Source organism: Streptomyces sp. NPDC031554, assembly GCF_055580685.1.
Genome location: NZ_JBVIKX010000022.1, coordinates 59377 through 80488 on the forward strand (window position 1 = coordinate 59377; position 21112 = coordinate 80488).

At 75.6% G+C, this 21112-nt stretch carries 17 protein-coding genes and 1 pseudogene; 5 read left to right on the top strand and 13 right to left on the bottom strand.

The window, feature by feature from the left end; genetic code table 11:
* Nucleotides 1-245: 245 nt before the first annotated feature.
* The 4 genes and pseudogenes from ACZ5FU_RS34480 to ACZ5FU_RS34495 form a co-directional block, all read right to left on the bottom strand.
* Nucleotides 246-1353 (bottom strand): annotated as a pseudogene (locus tag ACZ5FU_RS34480) (XdhC family protein).
* Nucleotides 1346-3478 carry a xanthine dehydrogenase family protein molybdopterin-binding subunit gene (locus ACZ5FU_RS34485; protein ID WP_468646887.1) on the bottom strand — a complete coding sequence of 711 codons (2133 nt, stop codon included), beginning with the start codon at nucleotides 3476-3478 and terminating at the stop codon, nucleotides 1346-1348. The pseudogene ACZ5FU_RS34480 and the gene ACZ5FU_RS34485 overlap by 8 nt, the downstream one beginning before the upstream one ends.
* Nucleotides 3475-4467 carry an FAD binding domain-containing protein gene (locus ACZ5FU_RS34490; protein ID WP_451780331.1) on the bottom strand — a complete coding sequence of 331 codons (993 nt, stop codon included), beginning with the start codon at nucleotides 4465-4467 and terminating at the stop codon, nucleotides 3475-3477. The genes ACZ5FU_RS34485 and ACZ5FU_RS34490 overlap by 4 nt, the downstream gene beginning before the upstream one ends.
* Nucleotides 4464-5006, bottom strand: a complete 543-nt coding sequence (locus ACZ5FU_RS34495) for a (2Fe-2S)-binding protein (protein WP_451528141.1) — start codon at nucleotides 5004-5006, stop codon at nucleotides 4464-4466. The genes ACZ5FU_RS34490 and ACZ5FU_RS34495 overlap by 4 nt, the downstream gene beginning before the upstream one ends.
* A 254-nt stretch (nucleotides 5007-5260) precedes the next feature.
* On the opposite strand from ACZ5FU_RS34495, the gene ACZ5FU_RS34500 reads away from it, so the two are divergent.
* Nucleotides 5261-5875, top strand: coding sequence for a TetR/AcrR family transcriptional regulator (locus tag ACZ5FU_RS34500; protein WP_469047884.1), 615 nt, complete (start codon nucleotides 5261-5263; stop codon nucleotides 5873-5875).
* Between the two features lie 208 nt (nucleotides 5876-6083).
* On the opposite strand, the gene ACZ5FU_RS34505 is transcribed toward ACZ5FU_RS34500, so the two are convergent.
* Nucleotides 6084-6260, bottom strand: coding sequence for a hypothetical protein (locus ACZ5FU_RS34505; RefSeq protein ID WP_469047886.1), 177 nt, complete (start codon nucleotides 6258-6260; stop codon nucleotides 6084-6086).
* Between ACZ5FU_RS34505 and ACZ5FU_RS34510 the strand changes: the two genes are divergently transcribed.
* On the top strand, nucleotides 6250-6747 hold the full coding sequence (locus ACZ5FU_RS34510) for a cupin domain-containing protein (protein WP_451528139.1): 498 nt from the start codon (nucleotides 6250-6252) through the stop codon (nucleotides 6745-6747). The genes ACZ5FU_RS34505 and ACZ5FU_RS34510 overlap by 11 nt on opposite strands.
* A gap of 89 nt (nucleotides 6748-6836) precedes the next feature.
* Here ACZ5FU_RS34510 and ACZ5FU_RS34515 read toward each other — a convergent pair whose 3' ends face one another.
* The 6 genes from ACZ5FU_RS34515 to map form a co-directional block, all read right to left on the bottom strand.
* Complete coding sequence (locus ACZ5FU_RS34515) at nucleotides 6837-7571, bottom strand: flavodoxin family protein (protein ID WP_451780337.1); 735 nt, start codon at nucleotides 7569-7571, stop codon at nucleotides 6837-6839.
* 398 nt (nucleotides 7572-7969) lie between these two features.
* Nucleotides 7970-8782: a CAP domain-containing protein gene (locus tag ACZ5FU_RS34520; RefSeq protein WP_469047887.1), complete on the bottom strand. Its 813-nt coding sequence runs from the start codon at nucleotides 8780-8782 to the stop codon at nucleotides 7970-7972.
* 736 nt (nucleotides 8783-9518) lie between these two features.
* Entirely contained in the window at nucleotides 9519-9998 is a 480-nt protein-coding gene (locus ACZ5FU_RS34525) for a MarR family winged helix-turn-helix transcriptional regulator (protein ID WP_451528136.1), read from the bottom strand.
* A 42-nt stretch (nucleotides 9999-10040) separates the two neighbouring features.
* Entirely contained in the window at nucleotides 10041-10955 is a 915-nt protein-coding gene (locus ACZ5FU_RS34530) for an NADP-dependent oxidoreductase (RefSeq protein WP_469047889.1), read from the bottom strand.
* Between the two features lie 477 nt (nucleotides 10956-11432).
* Complete coding sequence (locus ACZ5FU_RS34535; RefSeq protein WP_451528134.1) at nucleotides 11433-11966, bottom strand: 2'-5' RNA ligase family protein; 534 nt, start codon at nucleotides 11964-11966, stop codon at nucleotides 11433-11435.
* 368 nt (nucleotides 11967-12334) lie between these two features.
* Nucleotides 12335-13117: a type I methionyl aminopeptidase gene (gene map / locus ACZ5FU_RS34540; RefSeq protein ID WP_451528133.1), complete on the bottom strand. Its 783-nt coding sequence runs from the start codon at nucleotides 13115-13117 to the stop codon at nucleotides 12335-12337.
* Nucleotides 13118-13338: 221 nt separating this feature from the next.
* Between map and tap the strand changes: the two genes are divergently transcribed.
* Nucleotides 13339-15600 (top strand): telomere-associated protein Tap, encoded by a 2262-nt coding sequence (gene tap / locus ACZ5FU_RS34545; protein WP_469047890.1) that lies wholly within the window; start codon nucleotides 13339-13341, stop codon nucleotides 15598-15600.
* 14 nt (nucleotides 15601-15614) lie between these two features.
* Nucleotides 15615-16172, top strand: coding sequence for a telomere-protecting terminal protein Tpg (gene tpg / locus ACZ5FU_RS34550; protein WP_469047892.1), 558 nt, complete (start codon nucleotides 15615-15617; stop codon nucleotides 16170-16172).
* A 159-nt stretch (nucleotides 16173-16331) separates the two neighbouring features.
* Here tpg and ACZ5FU_RS34555 read toward each other — a convergent pair whose 3' ends face one another.
* Nucleotides 16332-18035, bottom strand: coding sequence for a protein kinase domain-containing protein (locus ACZ5FU_RS34555; protein WP_469047894.1), 1704 nt, complete (start codon nucleotides 18033-18035; stop codon nucleotides 16332-16334).
* A 312-nt stretch (nucleotides 18036-18347) separates the two neighbouring features.
* Nucleotides 18348-19337, bottom strand: a complete 990-nt coding sequence (locus ACZ5FU_RS34560) for an ArsR/SmtB family transcription factor (protein ID WP_451780343.1) — start codon at nucleotides 19335-19337, stop codon at nucleotides 18348-18350.
* A gap of 175 nt (nucleotides 19338-19512) precedes the next feature.
* On the opposite strand from ACZ5FU_RS34560, the gene ACZ5FU_RS34565 reads away from it, so the two are divergent.
* Entirely contained in the window at nucleotides 19513-20838 is a 1326-nt protein-coding gene (locus ACZ5FU_RS34565; RefSeq protein WP_469047896.1) for an MFS transporter, read from the top strand.
* The last annotated feature ends 274 nt before the right edge of the window (nucleotides 20839-21112 follow it).

Here is a 21112-nt window from a genome sequence, read left to right on the forward strand (position 1 = left end):
CCGGGCGGGGTCTGCTCGGTGCGCTGGTGTCGGCCTGGGCGGGCACCGGCGGCCGCGCGCCCTGCTCATGCCGCTGCCTCCGTTCCCGGCCGTCGGCTCCCCCTTCTTCCCGAGGGCAGGGCTCTTCCTGAGGGCAGGGCGTCCGCGGAGGGATCCGGTGACGAGCCGTCGCGGGGGCGGGTGGGGCGGCGGTGCCCGCGGCGCGGCGGCTGCTCGCCGGGGGCGGGTGCGGCCGGTGGTGTCGCTCAGGCCGGCTGGGGTTCCGTGTGCGGGTGGTGGATGGGGGTGGTGGAGCCGGTGAGGGGGGTGCCCGTCGCGCCGTGGCGCTGGGCGATGATCTCCGCCGTGATGGACACGGCGGTCTCCTCGGGGGTGCGGGCTCCCAGGTCCAGGCCGATCGGGGATCTCAGCCGGGCCAGTTCGTGTTCGCCGAGGCCCGCCTCCCGCAGGCGCCGTTCGCGGTCCTGGTGGGTGCGGCGTGAGCCCATCGCGCCGATGTAGGCGGCCGGCCGGCGCAATGCCTCGCGCAGCAGGGGGACGTCGAACTTGGCGTCGTGGGTCAGGACGCACAGCACCGTGCGTGCGTCGGTGGGGGTGTTTCGCAGGTAGCGGTCGGGCCAGTCGACGACGATGTCGTGGGCGTCGGGGAAACGGGCCGGGGTGGCGAAGACGGGGCGGGCGTCGCAGAGCGTGACGTGGTAGCCGAGGAAGCGTCCCGCCCGTACGAGGGCGGCGGCGAAGTCGATCGCGCCGAAGACGATCATGCGCGGTGGTGGCACGGCCGACTCCACGAGCAGGGTGATGCCGCCGGGGCAGTGGGTGCCGTCCTGGGAGAGTTCCACCGTGGCGGTCCGGCCGGTGTCCAGCAGGGCGCGGGCGTGGGCGCGGGCGGTGCGGTTGCGGGCCGGCGCCGAGGCCGCCCGTGCAGGAGCCGTCGGGGCGGACGAGGAGGGCCCGGCCCAGCAGGCCGGCGGGGCCCCGTGCCACCCGGGCCAGGGCGAGCGGCTCGCCGGCCGGCGTGACGTCGTGCGCCGTGCGTGGGGCGGGGAAGGGGACGACCAGTACGTCGATCGTTCCGCCGCAGGTCAGGCCGACCGCGAAGGCGTCGTCGTCGCTGTAGCCGAAGCGTTCGGTCAGCGGCTCGCCGTCGCGCAGGGCCTGGCGGCACAGGTCGTACACGGCGCTCTCGACGCAGCCTCCGGAGACCGAGCCGATGGCGGTGCCGTCGGCGTCGACGGCCAGGGCCGCGCCGGGCGGGCGCGGGGCGCTGCCGGTGACGGCGACGACCGTGGCGACGGCGAAGGCGCGGCCTTCCCGGGTCCAGGTGTGCAGGGTGGCGGCCAGGTCAAGCATCGCGGCCCGCCGACAGGACGCGGTCGGGGCGGATGGGCAGGTCGCGGTGGCGTACGCCGGTGGCGTGCCAGACGGCGTTGGCGATCGCGGCGGCGGCGCCCACGACGCCGACCTCGCCGATGCCCTTGATGTTGGTGGGGTCGTCGGGGTCGGGGTCGTCGACCCAGTCGGCCTCGACGTGGGGGACGTCGGCGTGTGCGGCGATGTGGTAGCCGGCCAGGTCGGCGGCGTGGACGGCGCCGCTCGCCGGGTCCCGGACGGCTTCTTCGTGCAGGGCCATGGACAGGCCCCAGATCATTCCGCCGACGAGCTGGCTGCGGGCGGTGAGGGGGTTGATGATGCGGCCGGCCGCGAAGACGCCCAGCATGCGGCGTACCCGGACCTCGCCGGTGGCCGGGTCGACGGCGGCCTCGGCGAACTGGGCGCCGAAGGAGTGCCGTTCCTTCTGTGCGAGCGCGCCGACGGCGTCGGTGGTGTCCGAGCGCACGGTGATGCCGTGCGGGGGGATGTGTCCGCCGGGGGCGAGGGTGTGGCGCAGTTGTTCGGCGGCGGCCGTGACGGCCCAGCTCCAGGAGCGGGTGCCCGCGGAGCCGCCGGCGATCATCGCGGGGCCCAGGTCGCTGTCGCCGATGCGTACCCGTACGCGGTCGGTGGGGACCTGCAGGGCGTCGGCGGCGACCAGGGTGAGCGCGGTGCGGGCGCCGGTGCCGATGTCGGCGGCGTTGATCCTGACGGTGAAGGTGTCGTCCGCCTCGGCGGTCACGGACGCGGTGGAAGGCATGGCCATCACGGGGAAGGAGGCGGCCGCGGTGCCGGTGCCGAGCAGCCAGCGGCCCTGGCGGCGCACGCCGGGGCGCGGGTCCCGTCGCGCCCAGTCGAACCTGCGGGCTCCTTCGCGGAAGCAGGCGGCCAGGTTGCGTCCGGCGAAGGGGAGTCCGGAGACCGGTCCCACCTCGGGTTCGTTGCGCAGGCGCAGTTCGATCGGGTCGACGCCGCACTTCTCGGCGAGTTCGTCGAGGGCCGACTCCAGCGCGAACGAGCCCGGGGCCTCGCCGGGGGCGCGCATCCAGGTGGGGGTGGGGACGTCGAGCCGTACCAGGCGGTTTTCCGTGTGGTGGGCGTCGGCGGCGTACATCGACCGGCCGGCCGCGGCGCCGGGTTCGAGGAAATCGTGCACGGTGGAGGTCTGGCTCAGGGAGCGGTGGTGCAGGGCGCGCAGTCGTCCGTCCGGGTCGGCGCCGAGGCGTACGCGTTGTGCGGTGGGGCTGCGGTAGCCGGCGAGGGTGAACATCTGGCGGCGGGTCATGACGACCCGGACGGGCCGCTGCAGCACGGTCGCGGCCATCACGGCGGCCACCTGGTGGGCGCGTACGCCTTTGCTGCCGAAGCCGCCGCCGACGTGCTCGGAGCGTACGCGCACGGAGGCCGGGTCGAGGCGGAAGAGGCGGGCGAGTTCTGTCACGACCCAGGTGGTGCCCTGGTCGGAGTCGACGACCTCCAGCCGGCCGCCGTCCCAGCGGGCGGTCGCCGCGTGCGGCTCCATCGGGTTGTGGTGTTCCTCGGGGGTGGTGTAGAGGGCGTCCACCACGACGGCGGACGCGGCGAGTTCCTGGTGCAGGTCGCCTTTGTGCGCCACGGCCGGGACGTGTGTGTCGACCGGGTGGGCCTCGGTCTCGCGCCGGGCGGAGAAGGCGACGTCGTGCGGCTCCTGGTCGTACGTCACGGTGAGGGTCTCGGCGGCCTCGCGGGCCTGTTCGGGTGTCTCGGCGACGACCAGGGCGACGGGCCAGCCCCGGTGGGGCACCCGGTCGTGCTGGAAGAGGCCGGTGCCGGGGTCCGGCCGGGTGCCCATCATGCCGACGAAGTCGGTGTCGACGCGCGGGGCGTTGTGGTGGTGGAGCACGGTGAGGACGCCGGGCATCGCCAGGACGGTGTCGGTGTCCAGGGCGCGGATGCGGCCGCGGGCGACGGTGGAGGTCACCAGCCAGCCGTGGGCGAGGTGGGCGAAGGGGATCTCGCCGGCGTAACGGGCCGCGCCGGTGACCTTGTCGCGGCCTTCCACCCGGGTGTGGGCGGTGCCGGTCGCGCGCCCGGCGGCGGGGCGGCCGGTCGTGGTGGTGGTCATCGGGCGGCCTCCTGGGCGAGTTCGCCGAGGACGGCGACGACGAGGTTGCGCATCAGGGTCACCTTGTATCCGTTGCGGGGCAGGGGCCGTGCGGCGGCCAGTTCGGCGTCCGCGGCGGCCGTGAAGGTCTCGGCGTCGGCCGGGGCGCCGGTCAGGACGCGTTCGGCCGTGCGGGCCCGCCAGGGGTGGGAGGCGACGGCCCCGAGGGCCAGGCGCACGTCGTGCACGACGCCGTCCCTGAGGTCGAGGGCGGCGGCCACGGAGCCGATGGCGAAGGCGTAGGAGGCGCGTTCGCGCACCTTGCGGTAGCGGGAGTGGGCGGCCGTGGTGCTGGGCGGCAGGGTGACGGCGGTGATCAGGGCGCCGGGCGGGAGGGCGGTCTCGCGGTGCGGTGTCCGCCCCACGGGCAGGTAGAGGTCGGTGAGGGGCAGCTCGCCGGGGCCGTCGGCGCTCTCGTAGGAGACGCGGGCGTCGAAGGCGGTCAGGGCCACGCCCATGTCGGAGGGGTGGGTGGCGACGCAGTGGTCGGAGGCGCCGAGGATGGCGTGGTGGTGGTGCTCGCCGGTGAGGGCGGGGCAGCCGCTGCCCGGATCGCGTTTGTTGCAGGGTGAGTCGATGTCGGTGAAGTAACCGCAGCGGGTGCGCTGCAGCAGGTTGCCGCCGACGGTGGCCATGTTGCGCAGCTGTCCGGAGGCGCCGGCCAGGACCGCCTGGGCCAGGGCCGGGTGGCGGCGCCGGACCTCGGGGTGGGCGGCCAGATCGGCGTTGGTGACGGTCGCGCCGATGCGCAGTGCGCCGTCCTGTGTGGACTCGATGCGGTTCAGGGGCAGTTCGCGTACGTCGACGAGCCGGGCGGGCCGTTCGACGCCGGTCTTCATCAGGTCGACCAGGTTGGTGCCGCCGGCCAGGAAGCGGGCGTCGGTGTCGCCGTCGAGCAGGGCCACGGCGGTGGGGACGTCGTGGGCGCGCCGGTAGTCGAACTCCCTCATGCCGGTGCTCCGTTCGTCTCGGCGGCGCGGGCCACGGCCTGGACGACGGACACGTAGGCGCCGCAGCGGCACAGGTTTCCGCTCATCCGCTCGCGGATCTCCTCGGGGGTCAGGGGCGGTGGTCCCGCCTCGGGCCGCAGGTCGCGGGTGGCGGCGCTCGGCCAGCCCGCGGCGTGTTCGGCGAGGACGGCGACGGCCGAGCAGATCTGACCGGGTGTGCAGTAGCCGCACTGGAAGCCGTCGAGGTCGAGGAACGCCTGCTGCACCGGGTGCAGTTCGTCGCCGTCGGCCAGGCCCTCGACGGTGGTGATCTCGCGTCCTTCGGCCGCGACCGCCAGTTGCAGGCAGGCCACGCCGCGGCGGCCGTCGACCAGGACGGTGCAGGCGCCGCACTGTCCCTGGTCGCAGCCCTTCTTGGTGCCGGTCAGGTCGAGCCGTTCGCGCAGGGCGTCGAGCAGGGTGGTGCGGTGGTCGACGGTCAGCGTGTACTTCTCGCCGTTGACGGTCAGGGTGAGGTCGCTGGACGTCGATGAGGCCATGGAAGCCTTCTCTCTCACGTGGTGAGGCGGACCGGGCGGGGCGGGGCGCGGGCGCCGCGGGCGGCGGCGCCGGTGCACGGGCGTGCGGGATGCGGGGCGGGTGGGCCGCGTCCAACCGCCCCGGGGCTGTCCCGCGCGGGCGGCACGCCGATACGATGGAAACAAGCGGACAGTTGTCCGTTACCCGGAAAACGTAACGGACACTTGTCCGCTTAACAAGGGCCGGGTTTCGGCCACCACCGCGAGGAGGGCCAGTGGGCCAGAACAAGCAAGCACCCCTGCGTTCGGACGCGCAGCGCAACCGCGCGCGCATCCTGGAGGTGGCGCTGGCCGAACTGACCCGCTCGGCGGACACCCCGCTGAGCACGATCGCCAGGAAGGCGGGCGTCGGGCAGGGCACCTTCTACCGCCACTTCCCCACCCGTGAGGCCCTGGTCCTGGAGATCTACCGCCACGAGATGCAGCAGGTCGCCGACACCGCGGCCCCGCTGTTGTGCGGCCGGGAACCCGACCGGGCGCTGCGCGAGTGGATGGACGGACTCGCCCGGTTCGCCATGACCAAGGCGGGGCTGGCCGACGCGATCCGGCAGGCGACCGGCGCCCCGGGCACGCAGAAGCCGGGCCACGCCCCGGTGACGGAGGCGGCCGAGCGCCTGCTCCGCGCCGCCGAGCAGGCCGGCACCATCCGCCCCGGGATCACGGTGGACGACCTGTTCCTCGCCATCGGGGGCCTGTGGACGCTCGACCCGCACGGCGACTGGCAGCCCCGGGCGGCCTTCCTGCTGGACCTCGTCATGGACGCGCTCCGCGTCGAAGCGCCCGGGCACCGGCGCGCCGGGGGCGCCGGGGGCGCCGGCGCGCCGGGGTGAGGGCGCCGCGAGGGCATCGGGTTCGCCACGCCGCCGGCAGGCCGGCCGGCCGAGGGGGCCGGCGGCGCCGAGCGTCCGTCGGCCGGTCCCGCGGGTGCCAGGGGCCCTGCGGGCCGGGCGCCGGCGGCCGAGGGAGCGGCCGGGACCGCGTCGCCGGCGGTGCCGCGGGACCGGGCGGGCCGAGCGGGGGCGGTGCCGCCCGCGGACTTCAGCGGACTTCAGCGGCTTTCTGCGGCGCTGGAGGCGCAGGTCGCGCGTCGCAGAATTGACCCGGGAATCCGCGGGCGGATTGCACCGGGTGTCCGGTCAACTCGTCGTCCACCATGGTGATCACCAGGGCGATGAAGACGCCGGCTACCAAGGGAGCGCACTCGATGAGCAGCATCCGTACCACCTTCGCGCCGACCGTGACCCGGGCCGCCGAGGCGGAGACGACGAGCGACCCGAGCAGCACGATGACGCTGCTGGCGGACTCCGGGGCCACGGGCGGGCTGCTGACCAGCTACCGCTCGACCTTCGCGCAGGGAGCGGTGGGAGCGCCGGCCCACTTCCACACGCGGGCCGCGGAGATGTTCTACGTCATCGACGGATCCCTGCGCGTGCTGCTGGGGGAGGAAGTCACCGTGCTGGGCGCCGGTGACTTCCTGCTCGTACCGCCGCGCACCCCGCACGCCTTCGCCGCCGCCCCGGGATGCACGGCGGACGTGCTGTTCACCTTCACCCCGGGAATGGCGCGCTTCGACTATCTGCGGCTCCTGGGCCGGGTGATGCGCGGCGAGGCCGGCTTCGAGGAGATCAAGGCGTCCTCGGAGCGCTTCGACAACCACTACGTCGACAGCCCCGTCTGGAACGCCGCGCTGGCGGCCGGCTGAACCCCGCGGGCGGCCCCCGCCCGGCGGCCGGGCGGAGCGTCGTGATCACGCCGGGGCCGGCGCCGAGCATCCCGGCCCGCTGGTCCTGCTCAGCGGTGTTCGGGGTTGTCCATGCCCGGTCGGCAGCCCGCGTCCCACTGCGAGCGCTGGTTGCCGTGGGCGGGGACGCCCCCGGTGCGTTTGAGCAGGGCCGCCAGGTGCATCAGGTTCCAGGTCATGAAGCTGGTGTTGCGGTTGGTGAAGTCGTTCTCCGGGCCTCCCGAGCCGGGGTCCAGGTAGGACGGCCCCGGTCCCACGGCGCCGATCCACCCTGCGTCGGCCTGCGGCGGGACGGTGTAACCGAGGTGCTGGAGGCTGTACAGGACGTTCATGGCGCAGTGCTTGGCGCCGTCCTCGTTACCGGTGATGAGGCAGCCGCCGACGCGTCCGTAATAGGCGTACTGCCCGGCGGGGTTGAGGAGGCTGGAGCAGCTGTAGAGCCGCTCGACGACCCGCTTGGTGACCGAGCTGTTGTCGCCCAGCCAGATGGGTCCGGCCAGCACGAGGATGTCCGCGGCCATCACCCGCTCGTACAGGGCGGGCCAGGCGTCCGTGGCGTGTCCGTGTTCGGTCATGTCGGGGTGGACGCCGGTGGCGATGTCATGGTCGACGGCGCGGATCTCGTCCGTGGTCACCCCGCACGCGTCCATGATCGCGCGGCTCTTGTCGACGAGGCCCTGGGTGTGGCTGAGCTGAGGTGACGGCTTGAGCGTGCAGTTGACGAAGAGCGCGCGCAGGTCGTCGAAGCGGTAGTCGTCCCCACGTGGCGCGGGTGGTGCTGCCATGGCGGAATCCCGGGAGGAGGAGGGGCGGGGCGCGGGACGGGGCAGGTCGAGTCCGCTCCGCGCGCCGTCCCGGCGGCAGCTTCTCGCCAAATGCGCTCGTTGTCCGCGCGACGCACCGGTGGGCGGGGCATCGGTGCGCGCGGCGTCGCACCGTCGGGGGACGCGCGGTCCTGCCGGTCCGCCGGCTCCGGGCCGCCTTCAGCGGTGCTCCCGTCCGAAGCGGGTGCGCCCCGGGGCCCCGGGGCAGGACACCCCGGCACGGCGTGCCGTCGCCGGCGCCCGGCCGCCACCGGACCGGTCCGTCGCACCCACGCCCGTCGCACCCACGCCCGTCGCGGCCGCTGCGGAGTGAGCGCAGCGGCCGCGGCGGGGGTGGCGGCGGGCCGGCCCCGTGCGGGTCAGCGGGCCGTGCCGAAGTCCTGTGTCCAGTAGTTGCCGGGCTGTGCCAGCCCCACGCCGATCTCCTTGAAGCCGCAGTCCAGGATGTTGCGCTTGTGGCCGGCGCTGGCCATCCAGCCCGCCATGACCTGCTCGGGCGTGGAGTACCCGTAGGCGACGTTCTCGCCGTAGGTGCTCCAGAGGTAGCCCGCGCGCGTGATCCGCTGTCCCGGGTCGGAGCCGTCGGAACCGGTGTGGGACATGGTGGTGTGGCTCGCCATGTCCGCGCTGTGGGCCTGGGCGGCCTGCGAGAGCTTGGTGTTCAGGGTGACCGGGGAGCAGCCGGCCTCGGCTCGCTCGCTGTTGACCAGGGCGACCACGCGGGTGACGGCGGTGGACGCGGGGGCCGCCGTGCCGGTGGCGGGGGCCGTGGGGGCGGCGGGCTCCGGGGCGGCGGTCGTCGTCGAGGGGTGCGCGGCGGACGGCTCCGGGGCGGCGGTCCTCGTCGGGGCGGGCGGGGCGGTCGTCTTCGAGACGGGTGCCTGGGGCTTCGCCGGGGCGGGCGCCACGGTCCGGGGAGAGGTCGTCGGCGGGGCCGAGGGCGAGGCCGTCGCCGTGGGCTTCGCGGTCCAGGCGTCCCGTGCCCGGTGTCCGTCCCAGGACGTCTTCCTCCCGTCCGTCCAGGGAGTGCCGGCCGTGGCGGTGACGGCCTCGGCTCCTGTGTCGTCCATGCACGCCATGGCGGCCGACGGCACCGCCACCGCGCCCATCGCCAGGACGGCGACGGCTATGGGGCGGCGCGTCTTCCTGCGGTGCTTCCGGTGGTTCCTCATGCGGACCTCGTTCGGTCGACTCTCCTTGCGCCCCCGGCAGCCCGGTCTCGCACAGACACTGCGCTTGACCTGCGGGGACGCCTTGCGGGGCCGTCATTGTTAAAAGCCGCGTGAGGGCACGGCAACGGGGGCTCCCACTATCTCGCCTAGTAGGCGGGAGCGCTCTTGAATCCGGCCCGGGATTGTGCCGGGCCGCCGCGCCGGACGCCGACGAAACCTGACGCTCCGTCAGGAGGGCGGCGGGGGCGGCCCGGCGGCCCGAGGCCGGTGCCCCCGGCAGGCGGGCCCGGCCGAGGGGCCGCGTATGCCTGTTTCCGTACGCCAGATCCTCCTATGTCGCCCACGTGCCACGTACTATCGCGGCACGTTGACGGGGGCCGGGCACGTGAGGGATGTCACCGGCTTCGCCCGCAACCCTTTCGGTGCGCGGCGTGCGGGGGCCCCTGAGGGTCCGGCCAGGGTCGGGGAGGCGAAGACCGGTGGCCTCGTGCGGTCGGGGACGGGGCCCGGCCGTGAGGAGTGGGCACGGGCCCGGGGAAAAGGTCCTGGGCGCCGTGTCCGGCGGCACCGGGGGCGGCCGGGACGGGCGTGGTGGACGTCCCGGCCGCCCCCGGTGCCGGTGATCCGTTCCGCGGCGCTCCGGCACAGGGCGGCCGGACGGTCTCCGGAGGCGGGCCGCCGGGAGCGTCGCGGGCCGGCCGCCCGGCCCCGCGGTTCGCGGGCGGGCCGGCCCTGGTCACTCGGCGGGTGCCTGCCGGTCGTGGTCCCTGACCGACTTTTCGATGGTGTACGCCCACGTGGTGAACGTCTCGACCTGGTCGGGGGTCAGATCGCGTACGGAGATCTGTTCCAGGGTGCGCCACATATCGGCGATGGGTTCCCGCAGGGCGCGGCCGGCGTCGGTGAGGCTGACCACCATGACCCGCCGGTCGTGGGCGGCGGGTTCCCGGGTGAGCAGGCCGGCCTCCTGCATGCGGCGCAGCGACTTGGAGACGGTGGAGTGGTCGAGGCCGACGCGCTCCAGCAGTTCGGTCTGGGTCTGGCCGTCGTGGTCGAAGAGCTGCATCAGCAGCAGTTCCTGTCCCGGGTGGAGGTTCAGGGCGCGCAGCATGGCGGCGGCGTGGCCGCGGTGGGTGCGGGCGAGCTGGAAGACGGCGTAGCTCAGTCGCCCGTCGCGTGCCGTGTGCGGTGGCTCCGGTGAGGTGGTGTCGGACATGGCTGCTCCCTGGTCGCACGAGTGGGGTGATCGGTCGGCCGGCTAGTCGACGGTGAGGACGATCTTGCCGCGGTTGTGGCCGGCGTCGCTGGCCTGCTGCGCCCTGGCGGCCTCCGCCAGCGGGTAGGCGGCGCTGATCGTGGTCACCAGTGTGCCGTCGGCGGCCTGCCGGGCCAGCTCGGCCAGCCGCGCGGCGGAGCGGCGCTGCGGGCCCTCGGCGAAGACGACGCCGAGTTCGCGGGCGCGGAAGTCGGCGGTGGTGACGATCCGGTCGGTGCCGCCGCGCAAGGTGATGGAGTCCTCCAGCGCGCCCTTGCCCGCGGCGTCGAGGACGGCGTCCACCCCGTCGGGGGCGAGCTCGCGGACCCGCTGGACCAGGTGGTCCCCGTAGACCAGCGCGCTCGCGCCGAGCGAGGTGACGTACTCCTGGTTGGCCGGTCCGGCGGTGCCGATGACGCGGGCGCCGCGGGCGACGGCGAGCTGGACGGCGATGGTGCCGAGCGCGCCGGACGCTCCGTGGATCAGCAGCGTCTCGCCCGAGGTGACGCCGAGCAGGTCCAGCACGCGTTCGGCGCCGTCGCTCGCCACGGGCAGGGCGGCGGCGTGCGTCCAGTCCAGGCCGGCCGGCTTGGGCGCGAGGACGGCCGCGGACGCCAGGGCGTACTGGGCGTAGGAGCCGGTGTCGGACCAGCCCAGGACCTCGTCCCCCGCCTTCAGGTGGTCGACGTCCTCGCCGACGGCGTCGACCACGCCGGCGATCTCCCCGCCGGGCACGGCGGGCAGCGTGGTGGGGAAAATGGCCTCCATGCCGCCGGAGCGGATCTTGCCGTCCACCGGGTTGACGCCGACGGCCCGTACCCGTACGCGGACCTGGCCGGGGCCGGGCCGGGGGGTGTCGATCTGCGCCTCGTGCAGGACCTCGGTGCCGCCGAACGTGTCGAAAACGATGGCCTTCATGACGGGTGTCTCCTCGGGTGGGATGCCGCACCGACCACTTTCTGTGGCCAGCCACATAAAAGTAACACCGATTACGTGGCTAGCCAAGTAATCGCTTCGGAAGAGATCCCGGCGGTGCGGAGAGGGGGTCAGGTGCGTGGTCGCGCACGGGCCCGGCGGAGCGCTGCCGGGCCCGTGCCACCGGCCGGGGCGGGCGCGGGCGGCGGCCGTCGGCGCGGGTCCGTCCGGTCGCGGGGGCGCCGGCAGGAGGCCGGGCTCCGTCGAGGGCCTGCCTTCTCCTGCCCGGCCGCGGCAAGGCGTGAGGGCCGTGCGGGCGGGCGTTTCGGTGTCGCCCGTCCGGCGTGCGGGCGGCGGGTGGTGCCGGGTGGTGCCGTCACCCCGGTGGGTCCGGCTCTCACGTCACCGCGGTGCTGCCGTCGAGCGTCCGGTTCCCGTCGCGGCTCCCCCCTCGCGGCTTCCCCGTCGGGGGCGGCGTCCTCAGGAGCGTGGCTCCAGCACCTCCAGGGCGCCGGTCTCGGTGTCGTAGCTGCGCAAGGTGGTGAGCCGGACCGACAGCGGTGGCGCCGGCAGCAGTCCGGGGACCCGCCGGCCGGCGAAGGCACCGGGGCGCCGGGTCCGGCCGAGGGTGACGTGCGGACTCCAGCGCCCCGGCGCGTGGAAGGGGTTGAGGGTCTCGGGCGGGCTGTCGGAGACCACCGCCTCCCACACCCGGCGATGCAGGGCGGTCAGCGCCGCGTCGCGGTCCAGTGCCCAGGCCAGCACCGAGGTGGGCCGCTCGAAACGGACCACACCGGTGAAGTGCGCCGGCAGCGGCAGGGCGGCGGCGACCTCGGCGAGCTCCCAGCGGATCGGGGCGGTCAGCTCCGGGCAGGCGGCCAGGGTGAGGTGCGGGCTGTTCGTGGGTGAGCGGTGGCGCGCCTGGCTGGGCAGCCCAGCGTCCGCCAGCCGCCTCCAGGCCTCCCGGACCGCCAGTTCCGCCGTCTCGTCCAGCAGGAGCTCCACCGTGCGCACCGCCGCAGCCTACCGGCGGCTTCCCGCGCCGCCGCCGCAGCCCGGTGGCGGCCGCCCGGGAAAAGGGGCCGCGGTCAGGGCCGTCGGGGGCACGGTCCGCGCCGTGGGAGAGGGTGGTCCGGGGGCACGGTCCGCGCACCGGCGTCCTCACCCGTCCCGCCGGCGCCGGACCCGTCGACGAGCGCGGCGCCCCGGCCCGCTGCCGCGAGCGCCGCCGGCCGCCGGCACCGCTCCCCCGTGCGACGGACGCGATCCACGGCCCCCCGCCACACCCGCGGACCCGTGTGGTCCCGTCCCTTCGGCGACGGGCACCGGGGCACCCGCGCGGCCCGCGGGGCGTCCGCGAGAGGGACGCGGGGGCCGGGGTCTCACGGATGTGCCCGCCGGGGCAGGGTGAGGATCTCGGCTCCGTCGTCGGTGATGGCGATCGTGTGCTCGCTGTGCGCCGTCCGGCAGCCCGTCGCGCTGCGGAGCGTCCAGCCGTCGGCGTCGGTGACGAGGCGGGCGGTGTCCGCCATGACCCACGGCTCCAGCGCCAGCAGCAGCCCGGGGCGCAAGGTGTATCCGCGGCCGGGGCGGCCGGTGTTCGGGATGTGCGGGTCCTGGTGCATCGTCGATCCGATGCCGTGGCCGCCGAACTCGGTGTTGACCGGGTATCCCGCCTCGCCGAGGACCGTGCCGATGGCGTGGGAGACGTCGCCGACGCGGACCCCGGGACCGGCGGCGGCGATGCCGGCGGCCAGCGCGCGTTCGGTGACGTCGATCAGCGCGAGGCTCTCCTGGGGCCTCGCGTCGCCCACGAGGAAGCTGATGGCGGCGTCCGCCGCGACGCCGCCCCGGGAGACGGCGAGGTCGAGCGTCAGCAGATCGCCGTCGGCGAGCGTGCGGTCACAGGGCCGTCCGTGGAGCACCGCGTCGTTGACGGCCGTGCAGATGTAGTGGCCGAACGGGCCGCGCCCGAAGGACGGCGCGTAGTCGACGTAACAGGACGTGGCTCCCGCCTCGACGATCATGGCCTTCGCCCACCGGTCGATGTCCAGGAGGTTCGTGCCGATCACGGTGCGGCTCTTCAGCGCGTGCAGGATGTCGGCGACGAGGGCACCCGTGTCCCTGGCCCGGGTCAGCAGGGTGGGGTTCAAGATCTCGATCATGGGGCGCCTTCCTTCGCAGCCAATAACTATACCGTCATTACTATACCGGTACGGGGGTCGGGGTCCCGGCCGGGCCGCCGCCCGCTCCCCCGCCCGCCGCTCCGCCGCCCACCGCATCGGAGGCCATCCGTACGCCTCATGCGCGCGACGCGTACGGGATGAGTGCGCGATAGGTACGCGAAGGGATCGATCGGGGGTAGGTTGGCGGGCGGAGGTGTTCCATGTCCGAGTTGTTCGACGCGGTCGACGCGCTGATCGCGTCCCGGTCCCCGCTGCCGCCGCCGGCCGAGCGCAGGCGGCTGCGGCAGGCGCACGCGCTGACTCTGGACGAGGTGGCCGCCGCCCTGGGCGTGCGGCGGGCGACCGTCGGCGGCTGGGAGGCGGGCAGGAGTGAACCGCGGCCGCCGGAGCGGGAGGCGTACGCGCGCCTGCTGCGGCAGCTCGCCGAGCTCTATCCCGCCCCGGAGAGCACCGGCGTACCGCAGGAGGGCGCTCCGGCGGCGGACGCCCCGGCGGCAAAGGCCCCGGCGGCGGGCGCGCCGGCACAGGACGCCTTCGACGGTCCGGGGCCCGCGGCGCAGGCCGGGCCCGCCGGCGGAGCGCTTGAGGGCGCGGCCGGGGCGTCCTCCTCCGGCGCGCCGGAGGCGGCGCCCCCTCCGGCGCGCGCCGCGGGGCCGGCGCCGGCCTCGCGGCGTCCTGGCGTGCGGAAGGCCGCCGCGGCGGGTGCGCCGGCCGTCGGCGGGGCGTACGCGCACGGTCCGCTGCTCGTCCTCGACGCCGGCGCCGGGGGCGAGGTGACCGGTCACGGCGTCGGCGGCCTGATCGTGGACGTGCCCGCCGCGACCCTGCCCGCGCTGGTGGAGTGGACGCTGGCCGAGGGGCGGCTGGGGGCGGAGAGGCTGCACGGCTCGGGCAGGGACGCCGACCCGCTGCTGGTCCTCACCCGGGCCGCGTGCGAACGCTACGGGCTGCCGGTGGAGCTGTCCGAGGCCGAGCGGCATGCCGGGCGGCTCCCGGAGGGGCACCGGGTCGTCAGGCAGCTGGAGCGGGCCGAGTGGCGGCTCACCAGGCGGGGGCTGGGGCCGTGGGCGCGGATCTACCGCCCCGTCCAGGGCGGCCGCCGCAGCTGCGTGCAGCTGTGCATCCCCTCCTGGCACGCCCTGGACGACCGCGCCTGGGGACACGCCGCACGGCTGGAGCCCGCGGAGCTCGCCCGGGTGCTGGGGGTGTACGCGGCCCGGGTGGTGACGCCGGTGGGTTCCACCGCGGTGACGGGGCTGCATCTGATGACGGCGCTCAACCCGCCCACGCGGGCGAGCGGGCCGGACGAGGAGGGCCGGCGCCACCGCGAGCACCGGCCCGGCTCGCTGGGCACCGCGCCGATGGACCCGGCGCCCTGCGAGGCGACCGACGGCCACCCCGTTCTCGCCCGCCTGCCCCGCTTCCACGTGCGCGGACCCGACGAGAAGCTGTACGAGGAGGCCTACGACTGGGCGCGGGACCTGACCGACGCCGAGTGCATGCAGCCCTACCTGGTCGGCCTGGACGTGAACCTGGCGTTCGGCGCGGCCGCCAACGGCGCGCTCGTCGGTCTGGCCTCGCCGCCCGAGCACGTCACCGGCCCCGCCTTCGACGCGGCGCTGCCCGGCTCCTGGCTCGTCGACCTCTCCCACGTCGACCTGGCCCGGGTGAAGGTCGGCAAGCAGTGGCGCGACCTCGACGCCGCGCTGCTGCCCAGTCCGTTCACGCCGACCGGCGAACGCCCGACGGGGCCGGCCTGGTACGCCACCCCGACCGTGGCCTACGCCGTGGAGCTCGGCTACGACGTCGCGCCCGTCGAGGCCTGGGTGCGCCGGGACGCGGGCCGGTTCCTGGACGGCTGGTACAAGCGGCTGCGCGACGCCTACGTCGCCACCATGGCCGACCTCGGCGTGGGCGAGAAGCTGTCCCCGGCCGAGTTCCTGACCGCGATGGACGGCTACAAGAGCCGTGATCCGGAGCTGGGGATCGTCGTGGACGCGGTGAAGATGACCGTCAAGGGCGGCATCGGCAAGCTGCGGGAGAGGGCCCGCGGCGGCGGCTGGAGGCCGGGGCAGGCCTGGCCCGCCCTCGCCCGCCCGACCTGGCGCCCGGACATCCGCGCCACCGTCATCTCCCGGGCCCGCATCAACATGCACCGCAAGATGGTCGCGCTCGCCGCGGCCACGGGGCAGTATCCGGTCGCGGTCCTCTCCGACTGCGCCGTGTACGCCGCCGACGGGCCCAGCCCCCTGGACGTCCTGCCCTACGGCGCGGACGGCAGGACCGTGCCGGGTTCCTTCCGGCTGGGGGTGTCGCCGGGGATGGTCAAGCACGAAGGCACGCAGAGCGTGCTGTGGGGTGCGGACGTGCTCGAACAGCTCGCCGGGGACGGCGGCCGTGTCGCCAACCTCGCCCGCTACATCAAGACCGGCGAGGTCGGCGCCGAGGACACCGGGGAATAGGGGGACGCGGGGCGATGGTCACGGTCGCGGAAGAACTCGACAAGGCGGTGCAGGGGGCGTTCACGCGGCCCGTGCCCAGGTCCGCCGGGGCGCGGATGCGCTACCTCGTCAGGCAGCACGGCGGCCGGACGGGGCCCGTCTCCGAGCTGCTCGGCGTCAGCCGGCGCACCGTCGAGCGGTACGTGAGGAACCAGCTCAGGCGTCCCCGGCCGGAGCTCGCCGACCGCCTCGAACGCGAGGTCCGCGCCCGCTGGCAGCCGCAGGTCCGCGCCCGGGCCCGGCGGGCCGCGGCCACCACCGACGGCATCATGATCGACACTCGCGCCCGGTTCGGCTACACCGCCGCCCCCGGCAGCACCGACGACGCCCGCGTCCGGCACCTCACCCTCGCCCTGCCCCCGCGGCACGCCGCACGCCTCTTGCAGGCCCGGGAGACCGGTGCCGGCGAGGACCTGCTGCGCCGGATCGCGGCCGAGGCCCTGGGCGAGGTGTACTTCCGCGACCACGGCCGCCGCGCCCACGGCCTCGAGGTCGAGCTCACCGACCTCGAACACCTGCAGTTCGAGCTGTAGGCGGCAGGCGGGGGCCGGACGGCGTCCCGCCTCTCGCCCGGGCAAGGGCGGCCGGGGCCGGCGAGCGGACGGGTGCGGGCGCAGGCGCCGTACGACGCCGGCCCGGCGGCACCGGACCCGGGGGCCGGTGCCGCCGGGAGGGAGCGGGGGGCGGGGGGTTCAGTGGTGCGTGCCCGCCGCCCAGAGCACGGTCTCCCCTTCGAGGATGACGATGTTGCCGTCGGTCTGGAGCTTCAGCACCGCGGAGCCGTGCCCGTTCGTCCGGCTGGCCCACACGGGCTGGTTCTGCGCGTCGTAGACGACGAGGTTGCCGTCGGTCTGGAAGTCGGCGCGCGCGCCGGTGCCCACCGTCCGGGTCGCCCAACGCGCCTGGCCGGTCTCGTCGTAGGCGACGAGGTTGCCGTCGGGCTGCAGGACGAGCCGGATCCGGGCCGCGGCGGCCTCCTCGCCCGGTCCCAGGGTCATCGGCGCGCCGATCACCTTCTCCGCGGGGACGTCCTGCCCCGTGCCCTCGCCGCCGCCCGCCGCCGTGCCCGGACCGGTGCTCGCCTGCGGTGCCGGTGTCGCGTCCGGCTCCGTGTCCGCGGTGCTGTCCGTGCCCTTGCCCGCGCCCTTGTCCTCGGTGTCGCCCTTGGCCTTGCCCGCGGCCGTGGCGCTCGCCCCGGTGCCGGAGCGCGCCCCGGCCGGTTCCTTCTCGCCCTGCCAGGGCTGCAGCACCAGCAGGGCGGCGGCCAGGGCGCCCGCGCCCGCGACCGCCGTGACGGCCAGGACGGTGGTGCGCCCGGGACCGCGCCGGCCCGCCGCGGGGGCGGCCGGCAGGTCCGGTGCCGTGCCGGGGGGCCCGTCCGAGGGGCCGGGGGCCGCCGCGGCGCCGGCCGGCCAGGCCCGGGTCGGGGCCGGGGGCTGCGCGGCCACGACGGTCGGGGCCTCGTGGGGCCGGGCGGCGGGAGCCGTCCGGGAGGCGTCCAATTCGGTGGGCGCCGCGGCCGGGGTCCGCACCGCGCCCTCCGCGGTCGTGGCGGGGGCGGCGATCCGCTGGTAGGTGGGGTCGTTGGCCAGGGAGGTGTGCGACTGGCACAACTCCACGATCCGTTCGGGGGCCGGCCGCCGGGCCGGGTCGCGGTCGGTGCAGGCGGTGATGATCGCGGCGAGCCCCGGCTCGACCCCTTCGACATCGATGTCGCCGTGGACGGTGCGGTAGGCGACCGCGGGGAAGGCGCCCTCCCCGAACGGCGGCCGGCCCGTCGCCGCGAAGGCCAGGGTGGCGCCGAGCGCGAACACGTCGGCGGCGAAGCCGACCTCCTCGCCGTCGAAGGCCTCGGGAGGGGTGAAGCCCGGTGTGCCCGCGGTGAGGCCGGCCTGGGTCAGCGCGGTCTGCCCGCTCTCGCGGGCGATGCCGAAGTCGATGAGCTGGGGGCCGACCGGGGACAGGATGATGTTCTGCGGTTTGACGTCGCGGTGCAGCACGCCGTGGACGTGGATGTCGCAGAGCCCCTCGGCCAGCGCCGCGAGCAGGCTCCGGCACAGCGGCGCGGGCAGGGCGCCGGAGGCGGACACCGCGGCGTGCAGGGTCGGGCCGGGCACGTACTCGGTGGCGAACCAGTACGGCGCGGTGTCCAGGCCGCAGTCGATGACCGAGGCGGTGTAGGCGCTGCGCACGGTGTGCAGGGTGTCCACCTCGCGGCGGAACCGTTCCAGGGCCCTTTCCTCGTGGGCGAGCTGGCCGCCGATGACCTTGACGGCGACCGGGCGGCCGCCGGGGGTGCTGCCGAGGTAGACGGTGCCCATGCCGCCCGCTCCGAGGCGGCCGGTGAGACGGTAGCGGCCGATCCGGTCCGGATCGGCGTCGGTGAGCGGGTGCACGCGCGGGATTCCTCCTGGAACGATCTGGCCGGCCGCACGACCGCCGTGCGCTCGCCCACCGTGGACCGATGGCTCGCGGTAGTACGCGCCGCCCGCGCTTCGCCGTGCGTGGCTCATGCCTCGCCTCACCACGGACCAGCCGGTGCCCGGATCATACTCCAGCAGCCGTACGGCAGTTCGACCGTCGGGAGGCTCGACGGCCCCGTGCGCGGGGGCACATGTGCGGCGTCCTCGAGGGCCGGGTGGGCGGTGCCGCGCGTCCCGGGCCGCGGGGCGGCGGCGGTCCGGGGCTGCCCCGCGGCCACGGCACGGTCAGGGCAGGTCGCCGCCGTCGGCGAGCGCCGTTCCCAGGGGGGTCCGGCTGTAGAGCACCTCGTGGCCGTGGCGGTGGGAGGTCAGCAGGCCGGCGTCGCGCAGGACCGACAGGTGGGCGGAGACGGAGGAGGCGGCGAGTCCGAGGCGGCGGGCCAGGGCGGTGGTCCCGGCGGGTTCGTCCAGGGCGCCGAGCACGGCGGCGCGGCCGCTCCCCAGGAGACGGGCGAGGGTGCGCGGAGCGGGGGCCGAGGGTTTCGCCCACAGGCCGCCGACGCCCCGTGCGGGGTAGACGAGCATCGGTTTCCAGGGCGGCTCGAAGCCGCCGACCACGTCCGGCCAGGAGAACACGCTGGGCATCAGGACCAGGCCCTCGCCGCCGAGGTGGCGTACGTGTTCGGTGCCGGCCCGTACCGTGAGGGTTCCCGTCCGCCAGGTGATGCGCCCGTCGAGCCGGGGCAGCAGGCCGCCCAGTCCCGTCTCGGCCAGGTGCCGTGAGTGGAAGGCGACGTCCGCCCGCAGCAGTGCGCGCAGTCTGGGCCAGTACGGTTCGACCAGGACGCGCCAGGCCTCCTCCAGCAGGCCGGCCAGCCAGGTGATCGTGTGTCCCGCGTCGCGCAGCAGGGCTCTGCCGAGCGGGGAGTCGGCGGCTCCCGGGGAGTCGGCCAGGGAGCGCGCCGTGTCGTGGTGGGCGGCCCGCGGGTCCGCCGCGCGCACGCGCGCGATCTCCTCGTCGAACAGGGTCGCCGGGCCGAGCGGCTGCGGGCTGAGCCAGTCCGGGGAGTGGCCGTGGCGGGGCATCAGCAGCCACAGGGGGGACAGGTCCAGTCCGCGTGCGGCGTGCCGGACCTCCCGCAGCCAGGGTTGGTGGAACCCGTGCCGGTCGGGCCGGTTCAGGGTGCGGACGGCCTCCTGGGTCTCCCACAGGGGGGACACGGCGAAGCGGCAGCGCAGCAGGTCGTCCTCGCCGAAGCTCAGGCGCAGGGGCACGGATGGTTCTCCACGGTCTCGGGATCCGGGGTCTCGGGATCCGGCGCGCGGCCGGGGTGCCGGCGGCCCCGGGCGGTGCCGGGGGCGCGCCCGGTGCCCGGGCGCGGCCGCGGGCGAGGATTCGGCCGGTGCCGAAACTCTACTGGTCGCGCTCGCGCTCGAGCAGGCTGCCCGCATGCCTCACGAGCCCACTGCGTCCCCCGTGCGGGACCGCGCACCGCACACCGACGCCGGCACCGACACCGGTGGCGGTGGCGGTGGCGGTGGCGGTCCGTCGGCCGGTTCCCCCGGATACCGGCGCGTCTTCGCCGTGCGGGAGTTCCGTACGGTCTTCGCCGCGCACTGTCTTTCCCTCCTCGGCATGGTCGTCAGCGAGGTGGCGCTCACGGTCCTGGTCTACGGGCTGACCGGGTCGCCGTTGCTCGGTTCGCTGGTGTTCGCCCTGGGGTTCCTGCCCTACCTGGTGGGCGGGACGCTGCTGTCGGGTGTGGCCGACCAGTGTCCGCCGCGGCGGGTCCTGGTCGTGTGCGACCTCGTGTGCGCGGCGTGCGCGTGCGTGATGGCGCTGCCCGGCACGCCCGTGGCGGTCCTGCTGGTCATGCGCTGCGTGATCGCCCTCACGGCGCCGGTGTTCACCGGCACCCGGACCGCGACGCTCGCCGACGTGCTGGGTGAGGGGGACCTGTTCGTGCTGGGGCGGTCGCTGCTGCGGATCGTGTCGCAGAGCGCGCTGCTCGTCGGGTTCGGCCTGGGCGGCGTCCTGCTCACGGTGGTCTCCCCGCGGGGTTCTCTCGCGGTGACCGTGGGCACCTTCGCCGGCTCGGCGCTGCTCCTGCGGTTCGGCACGCGCCGCCGGCCCGCCCGGACCGGGAAGGGGGCGCTCGTGCGGAACTCGCTGTCGGGCGCCCGGCAGGTCCTCGGGGACCGCCGGGCCAGGTCCGTCGTCCTGCTGACGTGGGGGCCGCCCCTGTTCGTGGTGGCCCCCGAGGCGCTGGCCGCGGCGTACGCCGACGAGATCGGTGTCGGCACGGTGGGGGTGGGGCTGCTGATGTGCGCGCTGCCGGTGGGGACCATCGCCGGCGAGGTGGTCGCCGGGGCGTTCCTGTCGCCCGCGGCCCGCTCCCGCATCACCCTGCCCCTGGCCGCCTTCGGGCTCCTGCCCCTGCTCTGCGTCCCGCTGCTCCCGCACCTGGGCTGGGTCCTGGCGGCGCTCGCGCTGGCCGGTTCCGCGAGCGCCTACACCCTCGGTCTGGATCAGTGGTTCGTGCGGGCCGTCCCCGAGGGGCTGCGCGGACGCGCGATGACCGTGCAGACGGCGGGGCTGATGACGATCCAGGGAGCGGGCATGGCCCTCGCCGGCGCGGCGGCCGAGCTCTGGCCGGTCACCACGGTGGTCTGTGCGGCCGGCGCGGTGGGGACCGTGTGCTGCGTCCTGCTGGCGGCGCACGTCCGGTTCACCTCCGGGGCGCGTGCGGTGGGCGGCACGGCGGCCGTGCGGTGAGGGAGCGGCCCGCCGGCCGGGAGGCGGCCTGCTGCGGCGGCCGGGATGTGGGGTCGTCGTCCCGGGCCGGGGCGCGCTCCGGGGCCGGGCCGGTCGGCCCCGGTCCGGCCGGGCCGTCCTCCTGGCCGGGGGGACGGCCGCTGCCCGGGGCCGGTCGGCCCCGGGGGGCGGCCGGTCCCGGGGGGTGCCTCTATGTCTTTCGTCAAGCGAGTCGGGGGCTTCTCGGCTGGTAGAAGGTTCCGTCGCGGAGCATGGCGAACAGGACGCTGATGCG

What these genes read in the sequence shown, in the direction of transcription:
- ACZ5FU_RS34485 (WP_468646887.1), bottom strand. Translation starts at nt 3,478, where the DNA reads ATGACCACCACCACGACCGGCCGCCCCGCCGCCGGGCGCGCGACCGGC.
- ACZ5FU_RS34490 (WP_451780331.1), bottom strand. Translation starts at nt 4,467, where the DNA reads ATGAGGGAGTTCGACTACCGGCGCGCCCACGACGTCCCCACCGCCGTG.
- ACZ5FU_RS34495 (WP_451528141.1), bottom strand. Translation starts at nt 5,006, where the DNA reads ATGGCCTCATCGACGTCCAGCGACCTCACCCTGACCGTCAACGGCGAG.
- ACZ5FU_RS34510 (WP_451528139.1), top strand. Translation starts at nt 6,250, where the DNA reads ATGAGCAGCATCCGTACCACCTTCGCGCCGACCGTGACCCGGGCCGCC.
- ACZ5FU_RS34505 (WP_469047886.1), bottom strand. Translation starts at nt 6,260, where the DNA reads ATGCTGCTCATCGAGTGCGCTCCCTTGGTAGCCGGCGTCTTCATCGCC.
- ACZ5FU_RS34515 (WP_451780337.1), bottom strand. Translation starts at nt 7,571, where the DNA reads ATGGCAGCACCACCCGCGCCACGTGGGGACGACTACCGCTTCGACGAC.
- ACZ5FU_RS34520 (WP_469047887.1), bottom strand. Translation starts at nt 8,782, where the DNA reads ATGAGGAACCACCGGAAGCACCGCAGGAAGACGCGCCGCCCCATAGCC.
- ACZ5FU_RS34525 (WP_451528136.1), bottom strand. Translation starts at nt 9,998, where the DNA reads ATGTCCGACACCACCTCACCGGAGCCACCGCACACGGCACGCGACGGG.
- ACZ5FU_RS34530 (WP_469047889.1), bottom strand. Translation starts at nt 10,955, where the DNA reads ATGAAGGCCATCGTTTTCGACACGTTCGGCGGCACCGAGGTCCTGCAC.
- map (WP_451528133.1), bottom strand. Translation starts at nt 13,117, where the DNA reads ATGATCGAGATCTTGAACCCCACCCTGCTGACCCGGGCCAGGGACACG.
- tap (WP_469047890.1), top strand. Translation starts at nt 13,339, where the DNA reads ATGTCCGAGTTGTTCGACGCGGTCGACGCGCTGATCGCGTCCCGGTCC.
- tpg (WP_469047892.1), top strand. Translation starts at nt 15,615, where the DNA reads ATGGTCACGGTCGCGGAAGAACTCGACAAGGCGGTGCAGGGGGCGTTC.
- ACZ5FU_RS34565 (WP_469047896.1), top strand. Translation starts at nt 19,513, where the DNA reads ATGCCTCACGAGCCCACTGCGTCCCCCGTGCGGGACCGCGCACCGCAC.